Origin of the sequence: Dongia rigui, assembly GCF_034044635.1 — a bacterium.
GTDB lineage: Bacteria > Pseudomonadota > Alphaproteobacteria > Dongiales > Dongiaceae > Dongia > Dongia rigui.
Genome location: NZ_JAXCLX010000003.1, coordinates 1 through 20660, shown reverse-complemented (window position 1 = coordinate 20660; position 20660 = coordinate 1). Strand labels below are relative to the sequence as shown.

At 62.7% G+C, this 20660-nt stretch carries 21 protein-coding genes and 1 tRNA gene; 16 read left to right on the top strand and 6 right to left on the bottom strand.

The genetic code is table 11. From position 1 onward, the window contains the following. Nucleotides 1–5: 5 nt before the first annotated feature. Nucleotides 6–1730 (top strand): ABC transporter substrate-binding protein, encoded by a 1725-nt coding sequence (locus SMD31_RS15820; protein WP_407652148.1) that lies wholly within the window; start codon nucleotides 6–8, stop codon nucleotides 1728–1730. A gap of 224 nt (nucleotides 1731–1954) precedes the next feature. Further along, entirely contained in the window at nucleotides 1955–2443 is a 489-nt protein-coding gene (gene bfr, locus SMD31_RS15815; protein WP_320501883.1) for a bacterioferritin, read from the top strand. Nucleotides 2444–2579: 136 nt separating this feature from the next. Here bfr and SMD31_RS15810 read toward each other — a convergent pair whose 3' ends face one another. Then, complete coding sequence (locus tag SMD31_RS15810) at nucleotides 2580–2798, bottom strand: (2Fe-2S)-binding protein (RefSeq protein ID WP_320501882.1); 219 nt, start codon at nucleotides 2796–2798, stop codon at nucleotides 2580–2582. Between the two features lie 253 nt (nucleotides 2799–3051). Between SMD31_RS15810 and hemP the strand changes: the two genes are divergently transcribed. The 7 genes from hemP to SMD31_RS15775 all read left to right on the top strand — a co-directional run bounded on the left by hemP (nucleotide 3052) and on the right by SMD31_RS15775 (nucleotide 8088). Next, nucleotides 3052–3306: a hemin uptake protein HemP gene (hemP, locus tag SMD31_RS15805; RefSeq protein ID WP_320501881.1), complete on the top strand. Its 255-nt coding sequence runs from the start codon at nucleotides 3052–3054 to the stop codon at nucleotides 3304–3306. 124 nt (nucleotides 3307–3430) lie between these two features. Next, on the top strand, nucleotides 3431–4306 hold the full coding sequence (locus SMD31_RS15800; protein WP_320501880.1) for a dienelactone hydrolase family protein: 876 nt from the start codon (nucleotides 3431–3433) through the stop codon (nucleotides 4304–4306). A 119-nt stretch (nucleotides 4307–4425) separates the two neighbouring features. Then, nucleotides 4426–5199 carry a substrate-binding periplasmic protein gene (locus SMD31_RS15795; protein WP_320501879.1) on the top strand — a complete coding sequence of 258 codons (774 nt, stop codon included), beginning with the start codon at nucleotides 4426–4428 and terminating at the stop codon, nucleotides 5197–5199. A 1-nt stretch (nucleotide 5200) separates the two neighbouring features. Further along, a complete protein-coding gene (locus tag SMD31_RS15790) occupies nucleotides 5201–6109 on the top strand; it encodes a 3-hydroxyacyl-CoA dehydrogenase NAD-binding domain-containing protein (RefSeq protein WP_320501878.1) in 909 nt (302 codons plus the stop codon). Nucleotides 6110–6333: 224 nt separating this feature from the next. Then, nucleotides 6334–6975, top strand: coding sequence for a nitrile hydratase subunit alpha (nthA, locus tag SMD31_RS15785; protein WP_320501877.1), 642 nt, complete (start codon nucleotides 6334–6336; stop codon nucleotides 6973–6975). 2 nt (nucleotides 6976–6977) lie between these two features. Then, nucleotides 6978–7631, top strand: coding sequence for a nitrile hydratase subunit beta (gene nthB, locus SMD31_RS15780; RefSeq protein ID WP_320501876.1), 654 nt, complete (start codon nucleotides 6978–6980; stop codon nucleotides 7629–7631). Further along, nucleotides 7618–8088: a nitrile hydratase accessory protein gene (locus SMD31_RS15775; RefSeq protein ID WP_320501875.1), complete on the top strand. Its 471-nt coding sequence runs from the start codon at nucleotides 7618–7620 to the stop codon at nucleotides 8086–8088. Before nthB ends, SMD31_RS15775 begins: the two co-directional genes overlap by 14 nt. Here the strand turns inward: SMD31_RS15775 and SMD31_RS15770 are convergent. Further along, the gene (locus SMD31_RS15770) at nucleotides 8085–8555 is read right to left on the bottom strand and encodes a YaiI/YqxD family protein (RefSeq protein WP_320501874.1); all 471 of its coding nucleotides are present in this window, start codon (nucleotides 8553–8555) and stop codon (nucleotides 8085–8087) included. The two genes, SMD31_RS15775 and SMD31_RS15770, sit on opposite strands and share 4 nt — an antisense overlap. Nucleotides 8556–8874: 319 nt before the next feature. On the opposite strand from SMD31_RS15770, the gene SMD31_RS15765 reads away from it, so the two are divergent. The 3 genes from SMD31_RS15765 to SMD31_RS15755 all read left to right on the top strand — a co-directional run bounded on the left by SMD31_RS15765 (nucleotide 8875) and on the right by SMD31_RS15755 (nucleotide 14287). Beyond that, the gene (locus SMD31_RS15765) at nucleotides 8875–11106 is read left to right on the top strand and encodes a DEAD/DEAH box helicase (RefSeq protein WP_456077538.1); all 2232 of its coding nucleotides are present in this window, start codon (nucleotides 8875–8877) and stop codon (nucleotides 11104–11106) included. 225 nt (nucleotides 11107–11331) lie between these two features. Next, the gene (locus tag SMD31_RS15760) at nucleotides 11332–13425 is read left to right on the top strand and encodes a methyl-accepting chemotaxis protein (protein ID WP_320501873.1); all 2094 of its coding nucleotides are present in this window, start codon (nucleotides 11332–11334) and stop codon (nucleotides 13423–13425) included. A 205-nt stretch (nucleotides 13426–13630) separates the two neighbouring features. Continuing rightward, the gene (locus SMD31_RS15755; protein WP_320501872.1) at nucleotides 13631–14287 is read left to right on the top strand and encodes a helix-turn-helix transcriptional regulator; all 657 of its coding nucleotides are present in this window, start codon (nucleotides 13631–13633) and stop codon (nucleotides 14285–14287) included. Nucleotide 14288: 1 nt separating this feature from the next. On the opposite strand, the gene SMD31_RS15750 is transcribed toward SMD31_RS15755, so the two are convergent. Both SMD31_RS15750 and SMD31_RS15745 read right to left on the bottom strand, forming a co-directional pair. Continuing rightward, nucleotides 14289–14417 (bottom strand): hypothetical protein, encoded by a 129-nt coding sequence (locus tag SMD31_RS15750; RefSeq protein WP_320501871.1) that lies wholly within the window; start codon nucleotides 14415–14417, stop codon nucleotides 14289–14291. 291 nt (nucleotides 14418–14708) lie between these two features. Continuing rightward, nucleotides 14709–14785, bottom strand: a tRNA-Arg gene (locus SMD31_RS15745). 62 nt (nucleotides 14786–14847) lie between these two features. On the opposite strand from SMD31_RS15745, the gene SMD31_RS15740 reads away from it, so the two are divergent. Next, nucleotides 14848–15135 carry a DUF3572 domain-containing protein gene (locus tag SMD31_RS15740; RefSeq protein ID WP_320501870.1) on the top strand — a complete coding sequence of 96 codons (288 nt, stop codon included), beginning with the start codon at nucleotides 14848–14850 and terminating at the stop codon, nucleotides 15133–15135. On the opposite strand, the gene SMD31_RS15735 is transcribed toward SMD31_RS15740, so the two are convergent. Both SMD31_RS15735 and SMD31_RS15730 read right to left on the bottom strand, forming a co-directional pair. Further along, the gene (locus SMD31_RS15735) at nucleotides 15136–16110 is read right to left on the bottom strand and encodes an alpha/beta fold hydrolase (RefSeq protein ID WP_320501869.1); all 975 of its coding nucleotides are present in this window, start codon (nucleotides 16108–16110) and stop codon (nucleotides 15136–15138) included. Beyond that, nucleotides 16107–17078 carry an ABC transporter ATP-binding protein gene (locus tag SMD31_RS15730; protein WP_320501868.1) on the bottom strand — a complete coding sequence of 324 codons (972 nt, stop codon included), beginning with the start codon at nucleotides 17076–17078 and terminating at the stop codon, nucleotides 16107–16109. The genes SMD31_RS15735 and SMD31_RS15730 overlap by 4 nt, the downstream gene beginning before the upstream one ends. 83 nt (nucleotides 17079–17161) lie before the next feature. Between SMD31_RS15730 and SMD31_RS15725 the strand changes: the two genes are divergently transcribed. Genes SMD31_RS15725 through SMD31_RS15715 form a run of 3 tightly spaced genes read left to right on the top strand, consistent with a single transcriptional unit; the run spans nucleotide 17162 to nucleotide 20433 of the window. Continuing rightward, nucleotides 17162–17338 carry a zinc-finger domain-containing protein gene (locus tag SMD31_RS15725; protein ID WP_320501867.1) on the top strand — a complete coding sequence of 59 codons (177 nt, stop codon included), beginning with the start codon at nucleotides 17162–17164 and terminating at the stop codon, nucleotides 17336–17338. A gap of 9 nt (nucleotides 17339–17347) precedes the next feature. Then, the gene (polA, locus tag SMD31_RS15720; protein ID WP_320501866.1) at nucleotides 17348–20185 is read left to right on the top strand and encodes a DNA polymerase I; all 2838 of its coding nucleotides are present in this window, start codon (nucleotides 17348–17350) and stop codon (nucleotides 20183–20185) included. Continuing rightward, entirely contained in the window at nucleotides 20182–20433 is a 252-nt protein-coding gene (locus SMD31_RS15715; protein ID WP_320501865.1) for a hypothetical protein, read from the top strand. Before polA ends, SMD31_RS15715 begins: the two co-directional genes overlap by 4 nt. Nucleotides 20434–20660: the final 227 nt, after the last annotated feature.

Sequence of the window (20660 nt, the reverse complement as noted above, 5' to 3'; positions counted from 1 at the left end):
CTGGCATGAAAATCCGTTCAGGGGTGTCGGCAGCGGTCCTGCTGCTGGTCCTCGGTCCGGTCCACGCGATGGCTGATGAAGCCGCCGCGAAGAAGTGGATCGATTCCGAGTTCCAGCCTTCGACCCTGTCCAAAGAAGATCAGTTGAAGGAAATGCAGTGGTTCATTAAAGCCGCTGAACCCTTCAAGGGCATGGAGATCAACGTCGTCTCCGAAACCATCACGACTCACGCCTATGAGTCAGAGACCTTGGCCAAGGCCTTCACTGAAATCACCGGGATCAAGCTGAAGCACGATCTCATCCAGGAAGGCGATGTCGTTGAAAAGATCCAGACGCAGATGCAGTCTGGCAAGAACATCTACGACGCCTGGGTCAACGATTCCGATCTCATCGGCACGCATTACCGCTACAAGCAGGCGATTCCGCTGACCGACTGGATGGCGGGCGAGGGCAAGGATGTCACCAGCCCGACACTCGACCTCAAGGACTTCATCGGCCTGTCCTTCACGACCGCGCCCGATGGCAAGGTCTACCAGCTGCCCGACCAGCAGTTCGCGAACCTCTATTGGTTCCGCTATGACTGGTTCACCAACCCGGACATCAAGGCGAAGTTCAAGGCCAAATACGGCTACGAGCTCGGCGTGCCGGTCAACTGGTCGGCCTATGAAGACATCGCCGAATTCTTCACCAACGACATCAAGGAAATCGACGGCGTCAAAGTCTATGGCCACATGGACTACGGCAAGAAAGATCCGTCGCTCGGCTGGCGTTTCACCGACGCCTGGCTGTCGATGGCGGGCTCCGGCGACAAGGGCATTCCGAACGGTCTGCCGGTCGACGAATGGGGTATCCGCGTCGAAGACTGCCATCCGGCGGGCTCGACGGTCGAACGTGGTGGCGACACCAACGGTCCGGCCGCCGTCTACTCGATCGAGAAGTATGTTGACTGGCTGAAGAAGTACGCTCCCGCCAATGCCGCTGGCATGACCTTCTCTGAATCGGGCCCGGTCCCGGCGCAGGGTGCCATTGCCCAGCAGATGTTCTGGTATACCGCCTTCACCGCCGACATGGTGAAGCCGGGTCTGCCGGTCATGAATGCCGACGGCACGCCGAAATGGCGCATGGCCCCGTCACCGCACGGTGCCTATTGGCAGGAAGGCATGAAGCTCGGTTATCAGGACGCCGGTTCGTGGACCCTGCTGAAGTCGACCCCGGTCGATCGCCGCAAGGCTGCCTGGCTCTATGCCCAGTTCGTCACGTCGAAGACGGTCAGCTTGAAGAAGAGCCATGTCGGCCTGACCTTCATCCGCGAGAGCGACATCTGGGACAAGAGCTTTACGGAACGTGCACCGCAGCTTGGCGGTCTGGTCGAATTCTACCGCTCGCCGGCCCGCGTGCAGTGGAGCCCGACCGGCACCAACATTCCTGACTATCCGAAGCTGGCTCAGCTCTGGTGGCAGAACATTGGTGACGCCTCGTCTGGCGCCAAGACCGCGCAGGCGGCCATGGACAGCCTCGCCGCCGCTCAGGACAAGGTCCTCGAGCGTCTCGAGAAGTCCGGCGTGCAGAAGGAATGCGGCCCGAAGATGAACCCGAAGAAGTCGGCCCAGGAATGGTTCGACGCCCCGGGTGCGCCGTACCCGAAACTCGCCAACGAGAAGCCCAAAGGCGAGACCATCGACTACGACACCCTGATCAAGAGCTGGCCGGCGACCCCGCCCAAGCAGTAAATCAGTTAGCGTCATAGGAACAGCTTGCTGCTCCAAACTGAAGGCCGGGCCCAAAAGCCCGGCCTTTTTCTTGGGCGCCACCCCGTCCGTGCGAACACAATCCTGCCTTACGCAACTGACTATGCGTTGCAATTGCAGAAAAATCGAGCTTTTAGAACGGGTTAGATGCGGGTAATGTGGCTGACGAATCCAACCGAACCCAGGTTCCATAAAGTGAGGCGGCCATGAAGGGCGACAAAAAAGTCATCCAGATGCTCAACAAGATTCTGAAGAACGAGCTGACCGCCATCAATCAATACTTCCTGCATGCCCGCATGCTGAAGAACTGGGGCATGAAGAAGCTCGGCGAGCACGAGTATCACGAATCGATCGACGAGATGAAACACGCCGACAAGCTGATCGAGCGCATCCTGTTCCTCGAAGGCCTGCCCAATCTGCAGGATCTCGGCAAGCTGATGATCGGCGAGAACGTGCAGGAAATCCTCACCTGCGACCTGAAGCTCGAAATGCAGGGCCATCCGGAACTCAAGACCGGCATTCGCCTCTGCGAAGAGATCGGCGATTTCGTCAGCCGCGAGCTGCTGGTCGACATTCTGGAATCAGAGGAAGAGCATATCGACTTCCTCGAGACGCAGCTCGACATCCTCGGCAAGATGGGCCTGCAGAACTACATTCAGTCGCAATACGAAGCGGGTGAGGGCGGCGGCTCCTGAGCCGGTTCCCGGCCTCTTACATCCCCATTGGTTTCGTCATGCCCGGGCTTGACCCGGGCATCCACTCTCTCCAGGCAATCAGTGGATCCCCGGGTCAAGCCCGGGCATGACGTCTTGTGAGATTTGAGTAGCGGCTTTATTCCGCAGCGAGCGGCAGCACGTCGTCGTTCGCCGCCGCGCGGCCGCACGACTTCAACGCGCCGTCGATGACGTCCTGCGCCGTAGGCAGGCACATCCCGCAGCAGGGGCCGCTGCCTAGCGCCTCATAGACTTTGACAGGGCAGGACAGGCCGCCGGAACGGGCGGTCTGTTCGATTTCGCTTTCGCGATAGCCGTTACAAATACAGACGTACATCGGTACTCGGGCCTGCCTTGGGGCATTGGGTCAACGAACCCATATTTGTTCATCTTGCGAATGATTGTCAATAACACGTCTGCGTGACATCCGTCTCACCGCCCGAATTTCTCTGCAAATGAGAATAATTATCACTTGCGGGCATCCTGGTGATTTGATATCCCTGTCGTTGTTGCGAACCATTCGCAACTAGCGGCGAGCCGGCCGCCAGCCAAAAGGCCGGTCGCCCACAGACAGCCCTAGGGAGTGGAATATGGACAGAGACGGTATCGACTTTCATCGCCCCACCACCCATTCGGCACCTTCGGTCGAGGTCGAGGTGCGCAGCCTGCGGAATCATCTTCTGCCGCGCAGTTCACAGCGCCCGGCGACGCCGGCGCGCCAGCCCGTTCAGACCGTGAACCTGCAGTCGATCCTCAAGGGCGCCCGCGAGGCGATCATCGATTTCGAAGGCTCTGCCTATCGTTTGCGCATCACCCGCAACCATCGCCTGATCCTGACGAAATAACCCCGTCTTTTGCCAGGCCGCCTGCGAAAAGTTCGCAGGCGGCCTGGATATCGCGGCTTCCCGATCTATATCCCCCTGACTGCCTCCCGCACGGGCAGAAATCGCAACAGCAGGGGAGATTTCCATGACCGGGCATCAAGAGGGCGGCCACCGTCCCAACCAGCGCGTCATCGATCTTTTCGACCGCTTTACCCATGGCGGCATGGATCGTCGACAGTTCCTGGAAAAGCTCACCGTGCTGGCCGGCAGTTCAGCGGCGGCGATGGCGCTGCTCCCCGTCCTTGAAAACAATTACGCCAAGGCGGACCTGCTCCCCGAAGGCGATCCCCGCATCAAGACCGAGACCATCGACGTCAAGGGCACCAAGGTCTATCTGGCAAGCCCCACCGGCGGCGCGAAATGGCCGGCGGTCCTCGTCATCCACGAAAACCGTGGCCTCAACCCGCACATCAAGGACGTGACGCGCCGGCTCGCCGCCGAAGGCTTCCTCGCCGGCGGTGCCGATTTCCTGAGCCAAGCCGGCGGCACGCCGGCCGACGCGGACAAGGCCCGCGAGATGATCGGCGCCCTCGACAAACCGGCGACCGAAGCGGCGGCACGCGATGTGGTGGCCGCCTTGCGCGCACGGCCCGACAGCAACGGCAAGGTCGGTGCCATCGGCTTTTGCTGGGGCGGCGGTCTGGTCAATCGATTGGCCGTCACCGATCCAACGCTTGATGCCGGTGTGGCTTATTACGGCATGCAGCCCGACCCCAAGGACGTGCCCCAGATCAAGGCGCCGTTGCTGCTCCACTATGCCGGCATCGATGACCGCATCAATGCCGGCATCCCGGCCTACGAAGCAGCACTCAAAGCCGCTGGCACGAATTTCGAGCTGCACACCTATGAAGGCGTCAACCATGCCTTCAACAACGACACCAACGCCGCGCGCTATGACAAGAAAGCCGCCGATCTCGCCTGGTCGCGAACCGTCGCCTTCCTGCATAAATCCCTCGGTTGAGACAGTACCTCACTCGGCGCGCACAGGTAGCGCTTGTATGATTATTGGTTCGTTAATGCCTATCGGTTTAGCTAGATGGTCGGGTATTCCATCCGATCATCGCCGAACCGGGGTAGGACATGCAGCGCGCGCTGCCATTGCTGATTTGCGTGGCCCTTGTGAGCTTTCTGTTCCTGGGCGAGGCGCGCCTGGCGCAGGCCGAGGAACGCCGTGTCGTCCTCGCCTGCAATGATTTCCCGCCGCTCAAAATCGAACACCCCGGCACCGACGGCCTGAAGGGCACCGATGTCGATGCCATCGCCGACATCGCACGCCGCGCCGGGCTGCAGATCGAACAGCGCTTCATGCCCTGGAAGCGCGGCTATGCCGAAGCCGCCGACGGCACCATCGACGGCTTGTGCAGCTGCTCCTATCGCGAAGACCGCGCCGCCCTGTTCCATTTCTCTGACGCCATCGGCCAAACCTCGGTCGGTGTGTTCCGTCGCCCGGGCAGCACGCCCGAAGCCATTGCCTCGCTAGCCGATCTCACCAGCGCGCCTGTCGGCAAGATCGGCGTCGTCAAGGGCTACAATCTCGAGGCCGAACTCGACGACGCCAAGGTGCCGCATGTGACGGTGAGCGGCGATGAGCAGGCCTATGAGATGCTGGCCAATGGCCGCATCGATCATCTCTATTCCTTCCGTGCGCCGATCGACTTCATCGCCCGCCAGAACGGCGGCAAGAATGCGCCCTACCAGGAATTGCGCAGCTCGCCTTACTTCATCTGCCTCAGCAAAAAACGGCCGGATACGGCGGCGATGCTGCCCAAGATCAACGCCGCCATTGCCGCGATGCATGCCGACGGTACCTTCGACGCCATCCAGCGCCGCTACGGCCAGGCCCCGATCAACTGACATGACCGCGCCCGTGGCAACTGCCGTGATTGGCGGCGGGTTGATCGGTGCTGCCTGGGCGGCATTGTTCGCGCATCACGGCCATGCGGCTGCCATCTTCGAGCCGGACCCACCGCGCCGCGCGGATCTCGCCGCGCGGGTCCGGTCGTTGCGCCGGCAATTGCAGGATCTGACCCCGGACCAGGGCGGTGCGCTCGTCATCTGCGGCGACATCGCGGCAGCGCTCGCGCACGCCGATATCATCGTCGAATCGGCACCCGAACGCCTCGATCTCAAAGTCGCGCTGCTGGCTGAAATCGATGCGCTGGCGAAGCCGGGTGCCATCATCGCCACCAGCACATCCTCACTGCTGCTCAGCGACATGACGCGCGATTGCAAACTGAAGGGTCGCTTCATCGTCGCGCATCCCTTCAACCCGCCGCATCTCATGCCGCTGGTGGAACTCTTCGGCCACGATGCGGCCATCCTCGAGCGCGCCGATGCATTCTTCCGGGCGCTGGGCAAGGTCACGATCCGCCTGAAGAAGGAAGTGCCGGGTCATATCGCCAACCGCCTCGGTGCCGCCCTTTGGCAGGAAGCCGTGCATCTCGTGGCAAGCGGTGTCGCGGATGTGGCCGATATCGACACGGCCCTCATCCACGGTCCAGCCATGCGCTGGGCGGTGCAGGGAACGCATCTCACTTACCATTTGGGCGGCGGGCCGGGCGGCATCCGCCATTACCTCGACCATCTCGGCCCCAGCCAGGAGCGGCGCTGGGCCAGCCTCGGCAAAGTTCAGCTCACATCTGATGTGAAGAAAATGCTCATTGATGGTATCGAACGCGAAGCAAACGGCCGTTCGGTCGCCGATCTCGAGGCCGAACGCGACCGTTTCCTCATCGACCTCCTCAAACTGCGCGATCATCTCTAGTTTCAGTTTGCGTTGCGCGTCCATTTTTCTTTCGTCATGCCCGGGCCCAGCGTTGATCCTACTGGCCGGGCATCCACTCCCTCCAGGCAAGCAGTGGATCCCCGGGTCCCCGCCGACGCATGTCGGCATGCGCCGACAGGGCCCGGGGATGACGGAAGAGTGGGCTAGACGCCGCGGCTTTCCTGCGTCGATAATACCGACCTCACCCAAGGACGGCACGCAAGATGACCAGCAGCTACGATCCCAAGAAGATCACCGAGATCCACGAACATCTCCACAGCGAATTGCCGAGCGATCCCGCCTTGCGGGTCAAGGCGCTGGAAAGCCTGCTGGTCGAGAAGGGCATGGTCGACAGTGCCGCCATCGATGCCTGGATCGATCTTTACGCCGAGGAGATCGGCCCCAAGCGCGGCGCCCGTGTCGTCGCCAAATCCTGGACCGATCCCGCCTTCAAGGCGCGGTTGCTCGCCGACGGTACGGCGGCGATTTCCGAGTTCGGCTATCAGGGCCATGCCACCGGCCATGTCGTCGCCGTCGAGAATACGCCGGTGGTGCACAACCTCGTCGTCTGTACCTTGTGCTCCTGCTATCCCTTCGCGCTCCTGGGCATGTCGCCGGGCTGGTACAAGTCGCAGGAATACCGCGCCCGCGCCGTGCGTGATCCGCGCGGCGTGCTCAAGGAATTCGGCGTCAGCGTTGGTGACGAGGTCGAGGTGCGGGTCTGGGATTCAACGGCGGAACTGCGCTATCTCGTTCTGCCGCAACGCCCCGCTGGGACCGACAACCTCAATGAAGATCAGCTGGCCGCATTGGTCACGCGCAACTCCATGATCGGCACCGATCGCGTGCTGAAGGTAGCGAGGTAATCATGGCCCGCGTGCACGATATGGGTGGTCTGCCCGGCCAGGGGCGCATCGTCATGGACCCCGACGACCATCCCTTCCATGCCGATTGGGAAGCCCGCATGTGGGGCATCAACGAGGCGCTGGAGGGGCCGGCAAGCTGGTCCCTCGATTGGTGGCGCTATGTGCGCGAACTGATCCAGGCCGACGACTATCTGACCCGGCCCTATTTCGATCAGTGGATGCAGGTCTATGCGGCGATGATGGTCGATTCCGGCCTGGCAACGCCCGCTGAAATCGCGCGCGGCACCGGCGGCCGGAAGCCCGACCTCCGCAAACCGATGGGGCCGGGCGATGTCGCGAAGGTCTCCGCCATCACCCGCGACTTCCGTCGCCCCGCCGACCAGAAGCCCGCCTTCACATCCGGCAACAAGGTGCGCACCAAGACCTTCCCCGAAGGTTTCCACACGCGCCTCCCCGGCTATCTGATGAACCGGACCGGCATCATCCACGCCCATCGCGGCAATCATTTGCTGCCGGACGAAGGTGCCAAGGGTCGTCATGTGGCGCAGCATCTCTATACCGTCACCTTCTCCGGCGCCGATCTCTGGCCCGGTGAAGGCCGCGATAAAGATCGCTTCAACGCCGATTTGTGGGAGAGCTATCTTGAGCGCGCCTGATATGCTGAGTGCCATCGCCAAGCCCGGTCCGCTCATCGGCCGCGACGGGGAACCTCTCTTCTCCGAACCCTGGCAGGCGCAGATCGTGGCAATGGCAACCGCCATGGTCGAGAAGGGCCGCTTCAGCCTCAACGACTGGTCGGCCACCTTGGGTACCGAAATCCGTCAGTCTTTGGCAGCAGGCAAGCCCGATGACACGGCGACCTATTATAAATGCGTGTTGGCAACCTTCGAAACCCTGGTGAAGCAGGCGGAACTCGCCAGCGCCGCCGAACTCAAGGCGCGCAAGCTGGCCTGGATCGAGGCTTATGAAAACACACCGCATGGCCAGCCAGTGACTCTGGATGGCGCGCAACATCCGCATGAGCACGGCAGCACCCTCGGCAACGCGACGGTGGGCTGGGGCGGCATGGCCGACAGCGGTGGCTGTGGCGGCAATGGCGGCGGCAGCTGCTAGCTGCGCTTCGCCTTCTGCACCATCGCTTCCAATGCGTTCAGAAATCGTGATCGATCGGCCGCACTGAAGCCCGGTCCACCACCCTTGATCTCGCCCATGTCGCGCAGCTGGCTGGATAGCTCGCGCATGGCCAGCGCCGTGCCGATGCTGTTTTCGGTGAAGGGCTTCCCCGTCATGCCCAGCACCTGGGCGCCCGCCTTGATGCAGCGATCGGCCAATTGAATATCCGCCGTGATCACAATGTCCCCGGGCTGGACGCGCTCGACGATCCAGTCATCGGCGGCATCGAACTTGTCGCTCACCACCACATTGCGGATGAGTGGGTTGCCGCTGGGGCGAAAGCCGCTATTGCTGACGACATGTGTCACCATCCCGTGCCGTTCGGCGACGCGGTTGATTTCCGCCTTCACCGGGCAGGCATCGGCATCGACGAAGATTTCGCTTGGGCGGGATGTTTCGTTTGTCATGACTCTTCACCTAGCGCGTAGCGCCCTGTTTTCAAAGGCTTTTGTATCGCTGCCGCGAGCCATGCGCGTTTTGCCGCGCCGCCCGCCGATAACAATCATGGCACTTTTGTCCGCAAACCTGTATCAAGCGCGCTTAACCGATAGGCGCGCCGCCGAACGGGTCAGACATCCGCTAAATCGATCATGCCAACCAAAGGGGCGTAAGGATCGTCGGGTGGGCCGGTTGAGAAGGTGCCCCGTCATGTTTGAACCGGCACCTCAACCAACCTTGCGCGCTTCACGCCAGGCTGGCGCCCTTATTTTTCCAGATCGGACCATCATGCCATTCCCCACGACCCATCCGGCGCTCGAACGAGCCTTGACCGCGCGCGCCTATAACGAACCCACCGCCGTCCAATCCGCGGTGCTGGCGGAAGATGCCGCCGGCCGCGACCTGCTCGTCTCGGCCCAGACCGGCTCGGGCAAGACCGTCGCCTTTGGCCTCGCCATGGCGGCGACGCTTCTGGGCGATGCCGAGCGCTTCGAGCGCGCGGCCGAGCCCTTGGCCCTCATCATCGCGCCGACGCGCGAACTGGCGATGCAGGTGCATGCCGAGCTTTCCTGGCTTTATGCCGAAGCCGGCGCCCGCGTCATCTCCTGCGTCGGTGGCATGGACGCCCGTGCCGAACAGCGCCAGCTCAACATGGGTGCCCATATCGTCGTCGGCACGCCGGGTCGCCTGCGCGACCATCTCGAGCGCGGCCGCCTCGACATCTCAGCCTTGCGCGCCGTCGTGCTGGATGAGGCGGATGAGATGCTCGATCTCGGCTTCCGCGAGGATCTCGAATTCATTCTCGACGCGACGCCGAAATCGCGCCGCACGCTGCTCTTTTCGGCCACCATCGCCAACGAGATCGCGACGCTGGCGCGCACCTATCAGGAAAACGCGCTGCGCATCGACACCCAGGTGCGCAACCAGGCCCATGGCGATATCGAATACCGTGCCGTCCGCGTGGCGCCGACCGATGTCGACCACGCCATCGTCAACCTACTGCGCTTTTATGAAGCGCGTGCCGCCATCATCTTCTGCCACACGCGCGAGGCCGTGCGCCATCTCCATGCCAGCCTCAGTGAACGCGGCTTCTTGGCCGTGGCGCTCTCGGGTGAGCTCAGCCAGGCCGAGCGCACCCATGCGCTGCAGGCCCTGCGTGACGGCCGCGCCCGTGTCTGTGTCGCAACCGACGTCGCCGCGCGTGGCCTCGATCTCCCCGATCTCAGCCTCGTCATCCATGCCGACCTGCCGCGTGAGAAGGCAACGCTGCTGCACCGTTCGGGCCGTACCGGCCGCGCCGGCCGCAAGGGCATCTGCGCGCTGATGGTGCCGTTCCCGCGCCGCCGCCAGTTGGAGCGCCTGCTGGCGCTGGCCAACATCAAGGCCATCTGGCAGGACCCGCCCAAGGCCGAGGAAATCCGCGCCCGCGACCAGGAACGCATGCTGGACGAGGCTTTCCTCAAGGAAGAGACGACGCCGGAAGATCAGACGCTCGCCAAGACCCTGCTGGAAAGCCGTTCGGCCGAGGATATCGCCGCAGCGCTCATCCGCCTCTACCGCGTGCGTTTGCCGGCGCCGGAAGATCTCTTCGACGCGCCCGACTTCACCGACCGCCGCTTCGAGCGTGGCGATCGTGAAGGGCGCGAGCCGTTCGAGCGTCCGGAACGCGCGCCGCGCGAGATCGGCCCCGTTTCCTGGTTCCGCCTCGATGTCGGCCGCGAGAACAACGCCGATCCGAAATGGCTCATTCCCCTGATCTGCCGCCGTGGCCACATCACCAAGCGCGAGATCGGCTTCATCAAGATCTTCGACCGCGAGACGAAGTTCGAGATCATTGCCGAGGTGGCCGAGCGCTTCCAGGCCGCCATTGCCAAGTCATCCGGCAATGAAGAAAACCGCATCGAACCGACGACGCCGTTCGAGAAGGGCGACAGCGCCAATGCCGGCCGCCTGGAGCGCCCGCGCAGGTCGTTCAAGCCCGAGCGCAGCGATTCCTTCCGTGGTGAGCGCAGTGAAGGCTTCCGCGGTGAACGCAGCGAACGACCGCGTGGCGAGCGTTCCTTCGGTGACCGCCCGCGCTCGGATCGTCCCCGTGAAGATCGTCCCCGCGAAGACCGGCCCCGCGAAGACCGTCCGCGCGAGTTCCGTCCCCGCGATGATCGCCCGCGTGACGACCGCCCCCGCGAGTTCCGGCCGCGTGAAGACGGGGCCAAGCGTCCGTTCGCTGCCAAGCGCAACGAGGGCTATGCCCGCCCGCCGCGCGACGAGCGCAAGCCTTTCGGCAATGAAGGTGGCGACACCTATCTTGGCAAGCGCTCCAACAACCCGAAATTCGCCAATGCCGTGCCGGTCGAATCCGGCGAGCGTGCCGCCTTCGACAAGAAGCCTTTCGACAAGGGCCGTCCTGACAAGAAGCCGTTCGAAAAGACCCGCTTCGAAGGCCCGCGTCCCGACCGGCCGAAATTCGAAGCCGGCAAGGGCAAGAAGCCGCACCGCAAGGGCCAGCGCCGCCCGGCCTGATCCCACCGAGGTCACGCCAACGCTGCAACTGCGGCTTGCGTGACCTCCTCTGCCAATACAATTCCAGCGATTGGAACGCAGCGAAACCGTGGCGAACCTGACACAGGTTCGCCACGATATCGCGTGGGCGCCGAGGATTTCATACATCGGCAGTGTGGCCGCTAACGGTTTTTTAAGTCCCGCAAACCGACAACATAAGACGAAAATCCGAACTCGGGGGTTCCCATGCTCGATCGTCTGTCGGTCAATGTCATTTTGAAATCCGTCGTCGTGCTGCTGGCCAGCATCGTGACGCTGCTGCTGGCGCTTGATGCCTGGCAATCCTGGCAGCGGGTCGGTGCCGCCGCGCACATCTCGAAGGTGGCGGAGGCCGCGACCTACGGTTTCCGGGCGATGCATAATCTGCGCACCGACCGTTCGACCACGCTCCGCGGCCTCGACGGCGAGGGGCCGATCACGCCCGCGGCTCTCGCCTCGCTCGACAAATATCGCGGCGCCGAGATGCCGGCATTGGATGCAGCACTCGCCTTGCTGCCCGATCTCGACTATCCGGATAAGGACAAGCTGTTGCCGCAGCTTCAGGCCGCGGCTGAGGAAATCCGCAAGCTGCAGCCGCTCTCGCTCGAGGCCGCAAAGAAGCCCAAGGCCGAGCGCCCGGCCGATCTCTCCGCCCAGTATAAAAAGGTCGCAACCGACCTCATCACCACGCTCGATGCCACCTCGCAAAGCCTCACGGCTTCAGTCAAGCATCAGGACGCATTCATCGACCAGATGCTCTCCATGCGCCAATTGGCCTGGATGGTGCGCAATATCGGCGGCGATGCCTCGCTGATGGTCTCCAACGCCATGGGCGCCGGCAAGGCCGACGCCGCACTGGTTGCCAAATACAACAGTTCGGTCGCGGGTTCGGAAGCTGCCTGGAGCGCGCTTGAAGCGCAGACCTATGGCATCACCCTGCCGGCGGTTCTCACCGACGCCATCGCCACGGCGAAGGAGAAGTATTTCGACAAGTCGTATATGGAGACGCGTGCCGGCCTCATCGACCAAATGGCCAAGGGCGAGGCGCCGTCGATGAATGTTGACGCTTGGACCGAGGTCACGGTTGGCCGTCTTGCCTCTCTGGTGACGCTCGCCGAGGGTGCGCTGGAAGCCGCCAAGCAGCATGCGGCGGAGAATCATTCGAAGGCCACTCAGGCGTTGGCGCTTCAGCTTGGGCTGCTCATCGGCGCCTTGGTGCTCGCCATCGGCGCTGGCCTCGTCATCGGCCGCCATATCGTGCGACCCCTTCACATCATCCGCGACGCGATGCTGCAGGTGGCAGCCGGCGATCTCACCGGCGAAGCGGCGTTCCCGCATCGTCAGGATGAAATCGGCGCACTCGCGGGGGCGCTCGGTACCTTCAAACAGAACGCTGTCGACAAGGCCCGGGCCGAAGCCGAACAGCGAGAGCTCCATGCCAAGACCGAGGCTCGCCAGAAATCGGTCGAGGCAAGCATTCGTGGCTTCGAGCGTGATGTGAAGGCGGCGCTCGATGCCTTGAGCCAATCCTCGCGCCAGATGCTCGATACCTCCCACAGCATGTCGCAGGCCGCCGAGCGCAGCAACGCCCAGGTCAAGGTCGTTGCCTCGGCCTCGAGCGAAGCCTCGTCCAATGTCGAAACCGTGGCGGCCGCATCGGAAGAACTCAGCGCCTCGATCAACGAGATCAGCCGCCAGGTCTCGACCGCTGCCGAAATCGCCGGCCGCGCCGTCGCCGAAACCAAGGAAACGGACCGCACGGTGCAGAGTCTCGTCGATATCGCCGCGAAGATCGGCGAGGTGGTGGGCCTCATCAACGACATCGCCGGGCAGACGAACCTCTTGGCCTTGAATGCCACCATCGAAGCAGCCCGCGCGGGTGAAGCCGGCAAGGGCTTCGCCGTCGTTGCGTCCGAAGTCAAAAGCCTCGCCAACCAGACCGCCAAGGCGACCGACGACATCTCGGCCCAGATCGCCGCGGTCCAGGGTGTGACGCGCGAAGCGGTCGATGCCATCAAGCGCATCGGCGGCACGATTGCCGAGGTGAACTCGATCGCCAGCTCCATCGCCTCCTCGGTGACGCAGCAGGGTGCGGCGACCCAGGAAATCACGCGCAACACCCATGAAGCGGCCCAACGTACCCGCGACGTTTCGGAAAACATCGCCGGCGTCACCAACGAGGCAGACGCCACCGGTGCCGCCGCCCAAGGTGTCCGCACCGCCGCCGAAAGCCTCGGCGCCCAGGCGGAAAAGCTGCGCAGCCAGGTCGACGCGTTCCTCACCGAGATCCGGGTGGCATAGCCGCCGTCGCGGCCTCAGCCGATCCGCAACGCGTGACGGATCACTGATGACTCTCAGTCAAGATCGACCTGCTCTGCAGCTTGCGGGGACAGGTCGATCTTCCAACGCGCATGTTGCGCATTTGATTAATAGTATTTTTGTCTTGAATGGCCACGGAGGGCGCGATAGTTGTCAGTGACGACAATTTTTGCGGGCTCTTGCTGTAGTGGAGCAGGTATCAGTCGCATTTCGCCGAGCGGTCGAGGCCTGGAAGGATGCCAGCCTTGGGTCTGATGATGCGGTTGCCGCGTTCATTGCTCGCGCGGTGCAATTTGTCGACAACAGTACCAATGTTTACCTGACATCCTTCGATGACGAAGATCCGGAACATTTCGGTTTCCGGTTTCTGGTGAACAATTTTGATATTCGCGTCGGCAGTGAGCCCGGAGATTTTCTCGGCAATCATCCCGATCGGGTGCATGTGAGCCGAGACCTCGCGCCGCAATACCATCACGTGGCCCAATCCGGAGAGATGCGGGTTGATTCCATTCGCGATGTGATCTGGAATCATTACGCACACTATGACCGTGTGATTCTTCCCGTGGACATTGATCCGCGCACCAAACGCCCGCGCCATGCCATTGCACTGTCCAAGCCGCGCTTCATCATAGCGCCGACTGAGGGCGATGTTAGAAATCTCAGCGGTCGCGAGGCGGAGATTCTCAACTTTGTCGCAAACGGCCTCACCACCAAGGAGATCGCGCGTGAGATCGGCTCATCACCGCGAACGGTGGAAACCCATCTGGTTTCGATCAAGAAGAAGATGAACGCCCGCAACATAGCGCATGCTGTGGCGTTGCATGTCTTGCGCGCGTCTTTCTAGATCAGTCCGGCTCGCCCGCAAACGCGCGCGACGCGGACATATAGAACAGGTAGCGGATATCAGGCTTGAGCGGCCATTCTTTCTCCGCGACATGATCGAACTCATGCATTTCGCAGCCTTGCTTTGCCATCGTCCGGCCAAGCTCCACGGCTCGTTGTATGTCTTCGGCGCGCGTTCTGAAGGGGGGCGACTTTAGTCGGGACATGGCATCAGCAGCGGTTGAGGGAACCGCATCAACCTGCGCAATTGTCCTTGCCTGCGGCAGTCCGTAGAAACACGGAGCCGGAAGGGCTGCCTATCGCAGAACCATTTGGATGCCGGCGTTTTGGGAAGTGTTCAGGGAAGGCCAGAGATCCATCGGCGCGGCAGCACCAGCGGCCTTATCCCGTCTCGGGATCGATCTCTAACTATTTGAAAAGACTGGCGCACCCGATACGATTCGAACGTACGACCTTTGCCTTCGGAGGGCAACGCTCTATCCAGCTGAGCTACGGGTGCATGCCGTCTTGGCGGCTTGCGCGGAACATAGCTGTGGGAGGCGATTGGCGCAAGGTGCTAGAATGGCCGCTATGCTGTTGAAATCGCCCAAATCACCGCCACCGGATGCGGAAACACTGGGGTTGCAGGCCCTGGCGTTTCTCGTTGCCGATGACGATCGCCGCAACCGCTTCCTGGCCCTGACCGGGATCCAGGGCGATCAGTTGCGTGCGATTGCCACGACGCAACACGGCCTTGGCGCGGTGCTCGATTATCTTTTGGGGTTCGAACCCCTGCTGCTGGAATTCGCGACCGAGATCGGGGTGGAGGCTGCCATCATCGCCACCCAGCGCCGCAAGCTGCCCAGCTAGCTAGCGCGCGAGTTCCGTGCCCGATGGCAATGGCGCCTCGGGATGGCGGATCCAGGCGGCGATATCGTCATAAAGCAGCTGTGCCCCGAGATCGCGCAGCATCATGTGATGCGCCTTCGGATAGAACGCGATGCGGCCCTGGGCCGGCTGCAGCTTGGGCAATTGCCCGATGAATCCGGAAACCGAACTGGTGGTGAGGATATCCTCGCGCCCGCCGAACATGATCAGCCAGCGCGGGTTCCTGGTGAGCTTGGCGCCGGCATCATAGGCCTCGGTCATCAGCTCGACGAGGCCGAAGGCGGTGTCGACACGTGTTGCCTTGATGATGTTGGGGTCGTACCACATCTGGCGCAGCATGTAGTGATTGTTCGAGGCCTCGCGATAGACGCCGTTGGGCTGCACGGTGATGCGCGGCATCACCTGCATGGCCAAGTCGAAGATCCACCGGTTGATGGCAGGCTGCGTCTGCCAACCCCAGATCGCGGGTGCGGCGAGGATGATGCCGTCGACCGGCATCTCCGCATGACGCGCGACAGCGGCGAGGATCACGGCAGCACCCATGCTTTCACCGAGCAGATAGACCGGCTTGTCCGGATGCGCGGCCTTGGCGAGCCTGGTGGCTTCGCTGAGATCCTTCACCATCTGATCGGTGCTGGACCACAGGCCCCGCTGCGGCGATCCGCCGAACCCGCGCTGGTCGAAGGCGTAGAGGATGAAGCCGCGCCGCGCCATGGCCTTCCCCGGTGCATCGAAGGCGCGCTTATAATCGTTGAAGCCATGGAGGCCGATGATCGAGGCTTCGATCGGCCTGTCCCAAGGCGTCCAGGTGGTCATCGGCAGATCGGCGCCGTCGGCGGTGTGGAAGGCCTTGGCGGTGAAACGCGGCTGGTCGACCGGCGCCCCGATCTCCTGCCAATGCGGCGTGCAGGCCGCGAGCAGGACCAGCAAACCCAGGCAGGCGAGGCGTTGGATCATGAATTGGCGGGCTGGCGGCGCGTCAGTTCGAGGAAGATGTCCTCGAGATCGGATTCGAGCGTCGAGAGATCGACGATCTCGAGCTCGGCGCGGCGGATGGCATCGAGGATGGCGCCAACCTTGGCCTGGCTGGGGCGATAATGCAGCTTCAGGCGCCGCGGGCCCAGCATTTGCGGATGGAACTCGGCCAAACTGGCCGGGGCGGTGGCGAGATCGGATGCCAGTGTGATCACCACTTCCTTGCTGTCGAGGCGCCCCAAAAGCTGGGCCGTCGGCTCGCAGGCGATGACCTTGCCGTGATTGATGATGGCGATGTTGTCACAAAGCTCCTCGGCTTCCTCGAGGTAATGCGTGGTGAGGAGCACGGTAACGCCGGCCTTGTTGAGTTCGCGCACATAGGCCCAGAGCTGCTGCCGGAGTTCCACATCGACACCGGCGGTGGGCTCGTCGAGCACCAGAACCGGCGGGTTGTGCACCATGGCCTTGGCCACCATCAGGCGGCGGCGCATGCCGCCCGAAAGGGTGCGGGCATAGGATTGCGCCTTGTCGGCCAGCGAGAGTGCCTCCAAGAGTTCCATGCTGCGCCGCTCGGCCTTGGGCACGCCATACATGCCGGCCTGCAAATCGAGCAAATCCTTCGGCGTGAAGAAGGGGTCGATGTTGAGCTCCTGCGGCACGACGCCGATCGCCGCCGCGGCATGGCGGGGATCCTTGTCGAGGTCGATGTCCCAGATCTTTACGGTCCCTTCCGTCTTGCGGACCAGCTGCGCCAGAATGTTGATGAGGGTCGACTTCCCGGCACCATTGGGGCCGAGCAGGCCGAAGATGCCGCCCCGGGGAATGGCGAGATCGACATGATCCAGCGCCAGCTTGGGCGTGCGGTTCGCCTTGTTGCCGGCATAGATCTTGACCAGGCCTTTGACGGATACGGCGAGGTCGGGAAGGGCGGCAGCGGCTTGGGAGACCATGGGGACTTCGCGGGATTGATTCAACCTTCCGGCCTGCCTATCATTGCAGCACGTGAAGCGTCAATCCAAAGCCGAGTAACCCTATGAAATCTAATGAAACCCAAATCGTCACCGAAACCCGCGTCGCCTGCGATGGCGGTGGCGACCCCTCTGGGCATCCGCGGGTCTATCTCAATCTCGGCAAGGAGGGGTCGGTCGAGTGCCCCTATTGCGGCAAGACCTTCATCCTCAAAGAGGGTGCCGGCGCCGGCGCGCACTGAGCGCGCCTGATGACCGCAGCAGCGTCCAAGAAGCCGGACCACGTCTATCTCGTCGACGGGTCGGGCTACATCTTCCGTGCCTTCCACGCCCTGCCGCCGCTGTCGCGCAGCGACGGGACGCCGACCAATGCGGTGCTGGGCTTCTGCAACATGCTGCTGAAGCTGGTCGAGGATTCGGACGCCGAATACATCGCGGTCATCTTTGATGCGGGCAGGAAGACCTTCCGCAACGATATCTATGCCGATTACAAGGCGCACCGGCCGGAGGCGCCGCCGGAACTCATTCCGCAATTCGCCCTCATCCGCGAGGCGACGCGCGCCTTCAACGTGTCGGCGATCGAAATGCCGGGTTACGAGGCGGACGACCTCATCGCCACTTACGCCACACAGGCGGCGGCGCGGGGCAATGAGGTTACCATCGTTTCGTCCGACAAGGATCTGATGCAGCTGGTCGGCGATCGCATCGCCCTCTTCGATCCGATGAAGAACCGCAAGATCGGCGAGGCGGAGGTGCTGGAGAAGTTCGGCGTGAAGCCGGACAAGGTCGTCGATGTGCAATCGCTGGCGGGCGATTCCTCTGACAACGTCCCGGGGGTGCCTGGCATCGGCATCAAGACGGCCGCCGAACTCATCAACACCTATGGCGATCTCGATACGCTGCTCGCCAAAGCCGGCGAGATCAAGCAGCCCAAGCGGCGCGAGAATCTGGTCAACAATGCCGAGCTGGCGCGGATCAGCCGCGATCTGGTGACCTTGAAGCGCGACGTGCCGGTCGAGCATGGCCTCGACGAATTCGTGAAACGCGAGATCGACGGCGCGGTGATGGAGTTCGTCACCAAGAACGAATTCCGCTCGCTGGCCGCCAAGCTCAATGCGCGCCTTGGCGAGGCATCGATCAAGGCCACCCGGGCGGCGGGTGGCTTCACGGCGCCGGTGGCCACGCCCAGTGCCGCGCCGGCAGCCACGCCCAGTGCCGCGACGGCACCGGCCGTGAAAATCGGCGAAGGTTACGAACTGGTGCAGAACGAGGCGGCGCTGCTGCGCTGGATCGAGGCTGCCAATAAGAGCGGCGCGCTTGCCTTCGACATCGAGACCACCTCGCTCAATGTGAACGAGGCCAAGCTGGTCGGCATGTCGCTTGCCACCCAGGCCGGCAAGGCCTGCTATGTGCCGGTCGGCCATATCGGCACCACCGGCGATCTGCTGGGCGGTGGGGCGGAAGCACCGAAGCAGATTCCGCTGGCGCGCGCCATCGAATTGCTCAAACCGCTCCTTGAAGATGCGGCGGTGCTGAAGATCGGTCACAACATCAAATACGATATGGCGGTGATGGCGCGTTACGGCGTCACCATCGCACCGATCGATGATTCCATGCTCATTTCCTATGTGCTGGAAGGTGGCGCGCATGGGCACGGGATGGATGAGCTTTCCGAGCTCCATCTTGGCCATGCGACGATCAAGTTCGGCGACGTCGCCGGCACGGGCAAGCAGCAGGTGACGTTCGATCACGTCTCGCTCGACAAGGCGCTGGCCTATGCGGCGGAGGATGCCGATGTGACCTGGCGCCTCCATGAAACGCTGAAACCCCGCCTCATCGCCGAGCGGCTGATGACCATCTATGAGACCATCGAGCGGCCGCTCATTCCGGTGGTGGCGCAGATGGAGCGCGACGGCGTCAAGATCGACGCCAAGGAATTGCAGCGCCTCAGCCAGGATTTCGCGAGCCGCATGGGCGAGATCGAGCGCGAGATCCACCGCATTGCCGGGACCGAATTCAATGTCGGTTCGCCCAAGCAATTGGGCGAGATCCTGTTCGACCAGTTGAAGCTGCCGGGCGGCAAGAAGGGCAAGACGGGTGCCTATGCCACCGGCGCCGATGTGCTGGAGGAACTGACCGTCACCTCGGGCCATCCGCTGCCGCAGAAGGTGTTGGATTGGCGCCAGCTCTCGAAGCTCAAAAGCACCTATGCCGATGCGCTGCCGCTGGCGATCAACCCGGAAACGGGCCGCGTGCATACGTCCTTTGCGCTGGCCGCCACCTCGACCGGGCGCCTCGCCTCGACCGATCCCAATCTGCAGAACATTCCCATTCGCACGGAAGAGGGGCGGAAGATCCGCCGCGCTTTCGTGGCGGAGCCGGGTCACATCCTGCTCTCGGTCGATTACAGCCAGATCGAATTGCGCCTGGCTGCCGAGATGGCGGAGATCGAACCCTTGAAGCAGGCCTTCCGCGACGGCGCCGACATCCACGCCATGACGGCGTCCCAAGTCTTCGGCGTGCCGATCGAGGGCATGGACCCGATGGTGCGGCGCCAGGCGAAGGCGATCAATTTCGGCATCATCTATGGCATCTCGGCCTTCGGCCTGTCGCAACAGCTGGGCATCGGCCAAGGCGAGGCGAAGGCCTATATCGAGGCCTATTTCAAACGCTATCCCGGCATCCGCGACTATATGGACCGGATGAAGAAGATCGCGCGCGAGAAGGGCTATGTGGAGACGCTGTTCGGCCGGCGGTGCTATGTGCCGGGGATCAACGACAAGAACCCGGCAAGGCGTTCCTTCATGGAGCGTGCGGCGATCAACGCGCCGCTGCAGGGGACGGCTGCCGACATCATCAAGCGCGCCATGATCCGCATGCCGGCGGCATTCGCGGCGGCCGGACTCAAGGGCCGCATGCTGCTGCAGGTGCATGACGAACTCCTCTTCGAAGTGCCGGTGGCCGAGAAGGACGAGGCGTCCCGCGTCGCCCGCGCCATCATGGAAGGCGCGCATCTGCCGGCACGGCAGATCTCGGTCCCGCTCATCGCCGATGCGGGAACGGGGATGAACTGGGCCGAGGCACATTGATCGTCGCCGTCGATATCGCGATCCTCATTTCGGCGGCGCTTTCCGCCTGGTTCTGGTGGAAGGCGAGCGGCAGAAAGCTGCGGCGCATCTCATATAAGGAAGTGCTCGATGCGCGGGATATCAACCGCATCATCGTCACGATCAATCGCGGCCAGATTCTGAATGCAAGGGCGGCACTGGCAACCGCGATCTCGGCGGGGCTGGTGGCGGTGCGGTTCTTCATCACACTCCTGGAGCCGTATTTTTAGCGGGCGATCCATCACGTGGCCCCCCACCCTAACTCTCCCCCTAAAGGGAGAGGGGATTGAAGCGAGGTGTTGGTGCGAACGCGGTGAGAAAGCCCTCTCCCTTTAGGGGGAGGGTTGGGTGGGGGGCGGTTTCAGTCTCGCTCTCTCCCATCCATCCGCTCATCTCATCGCTCATTTGTCATCGCTCATCTGTCATCGCTCGGGCAGCTATGGTCGGCGTTTCATCC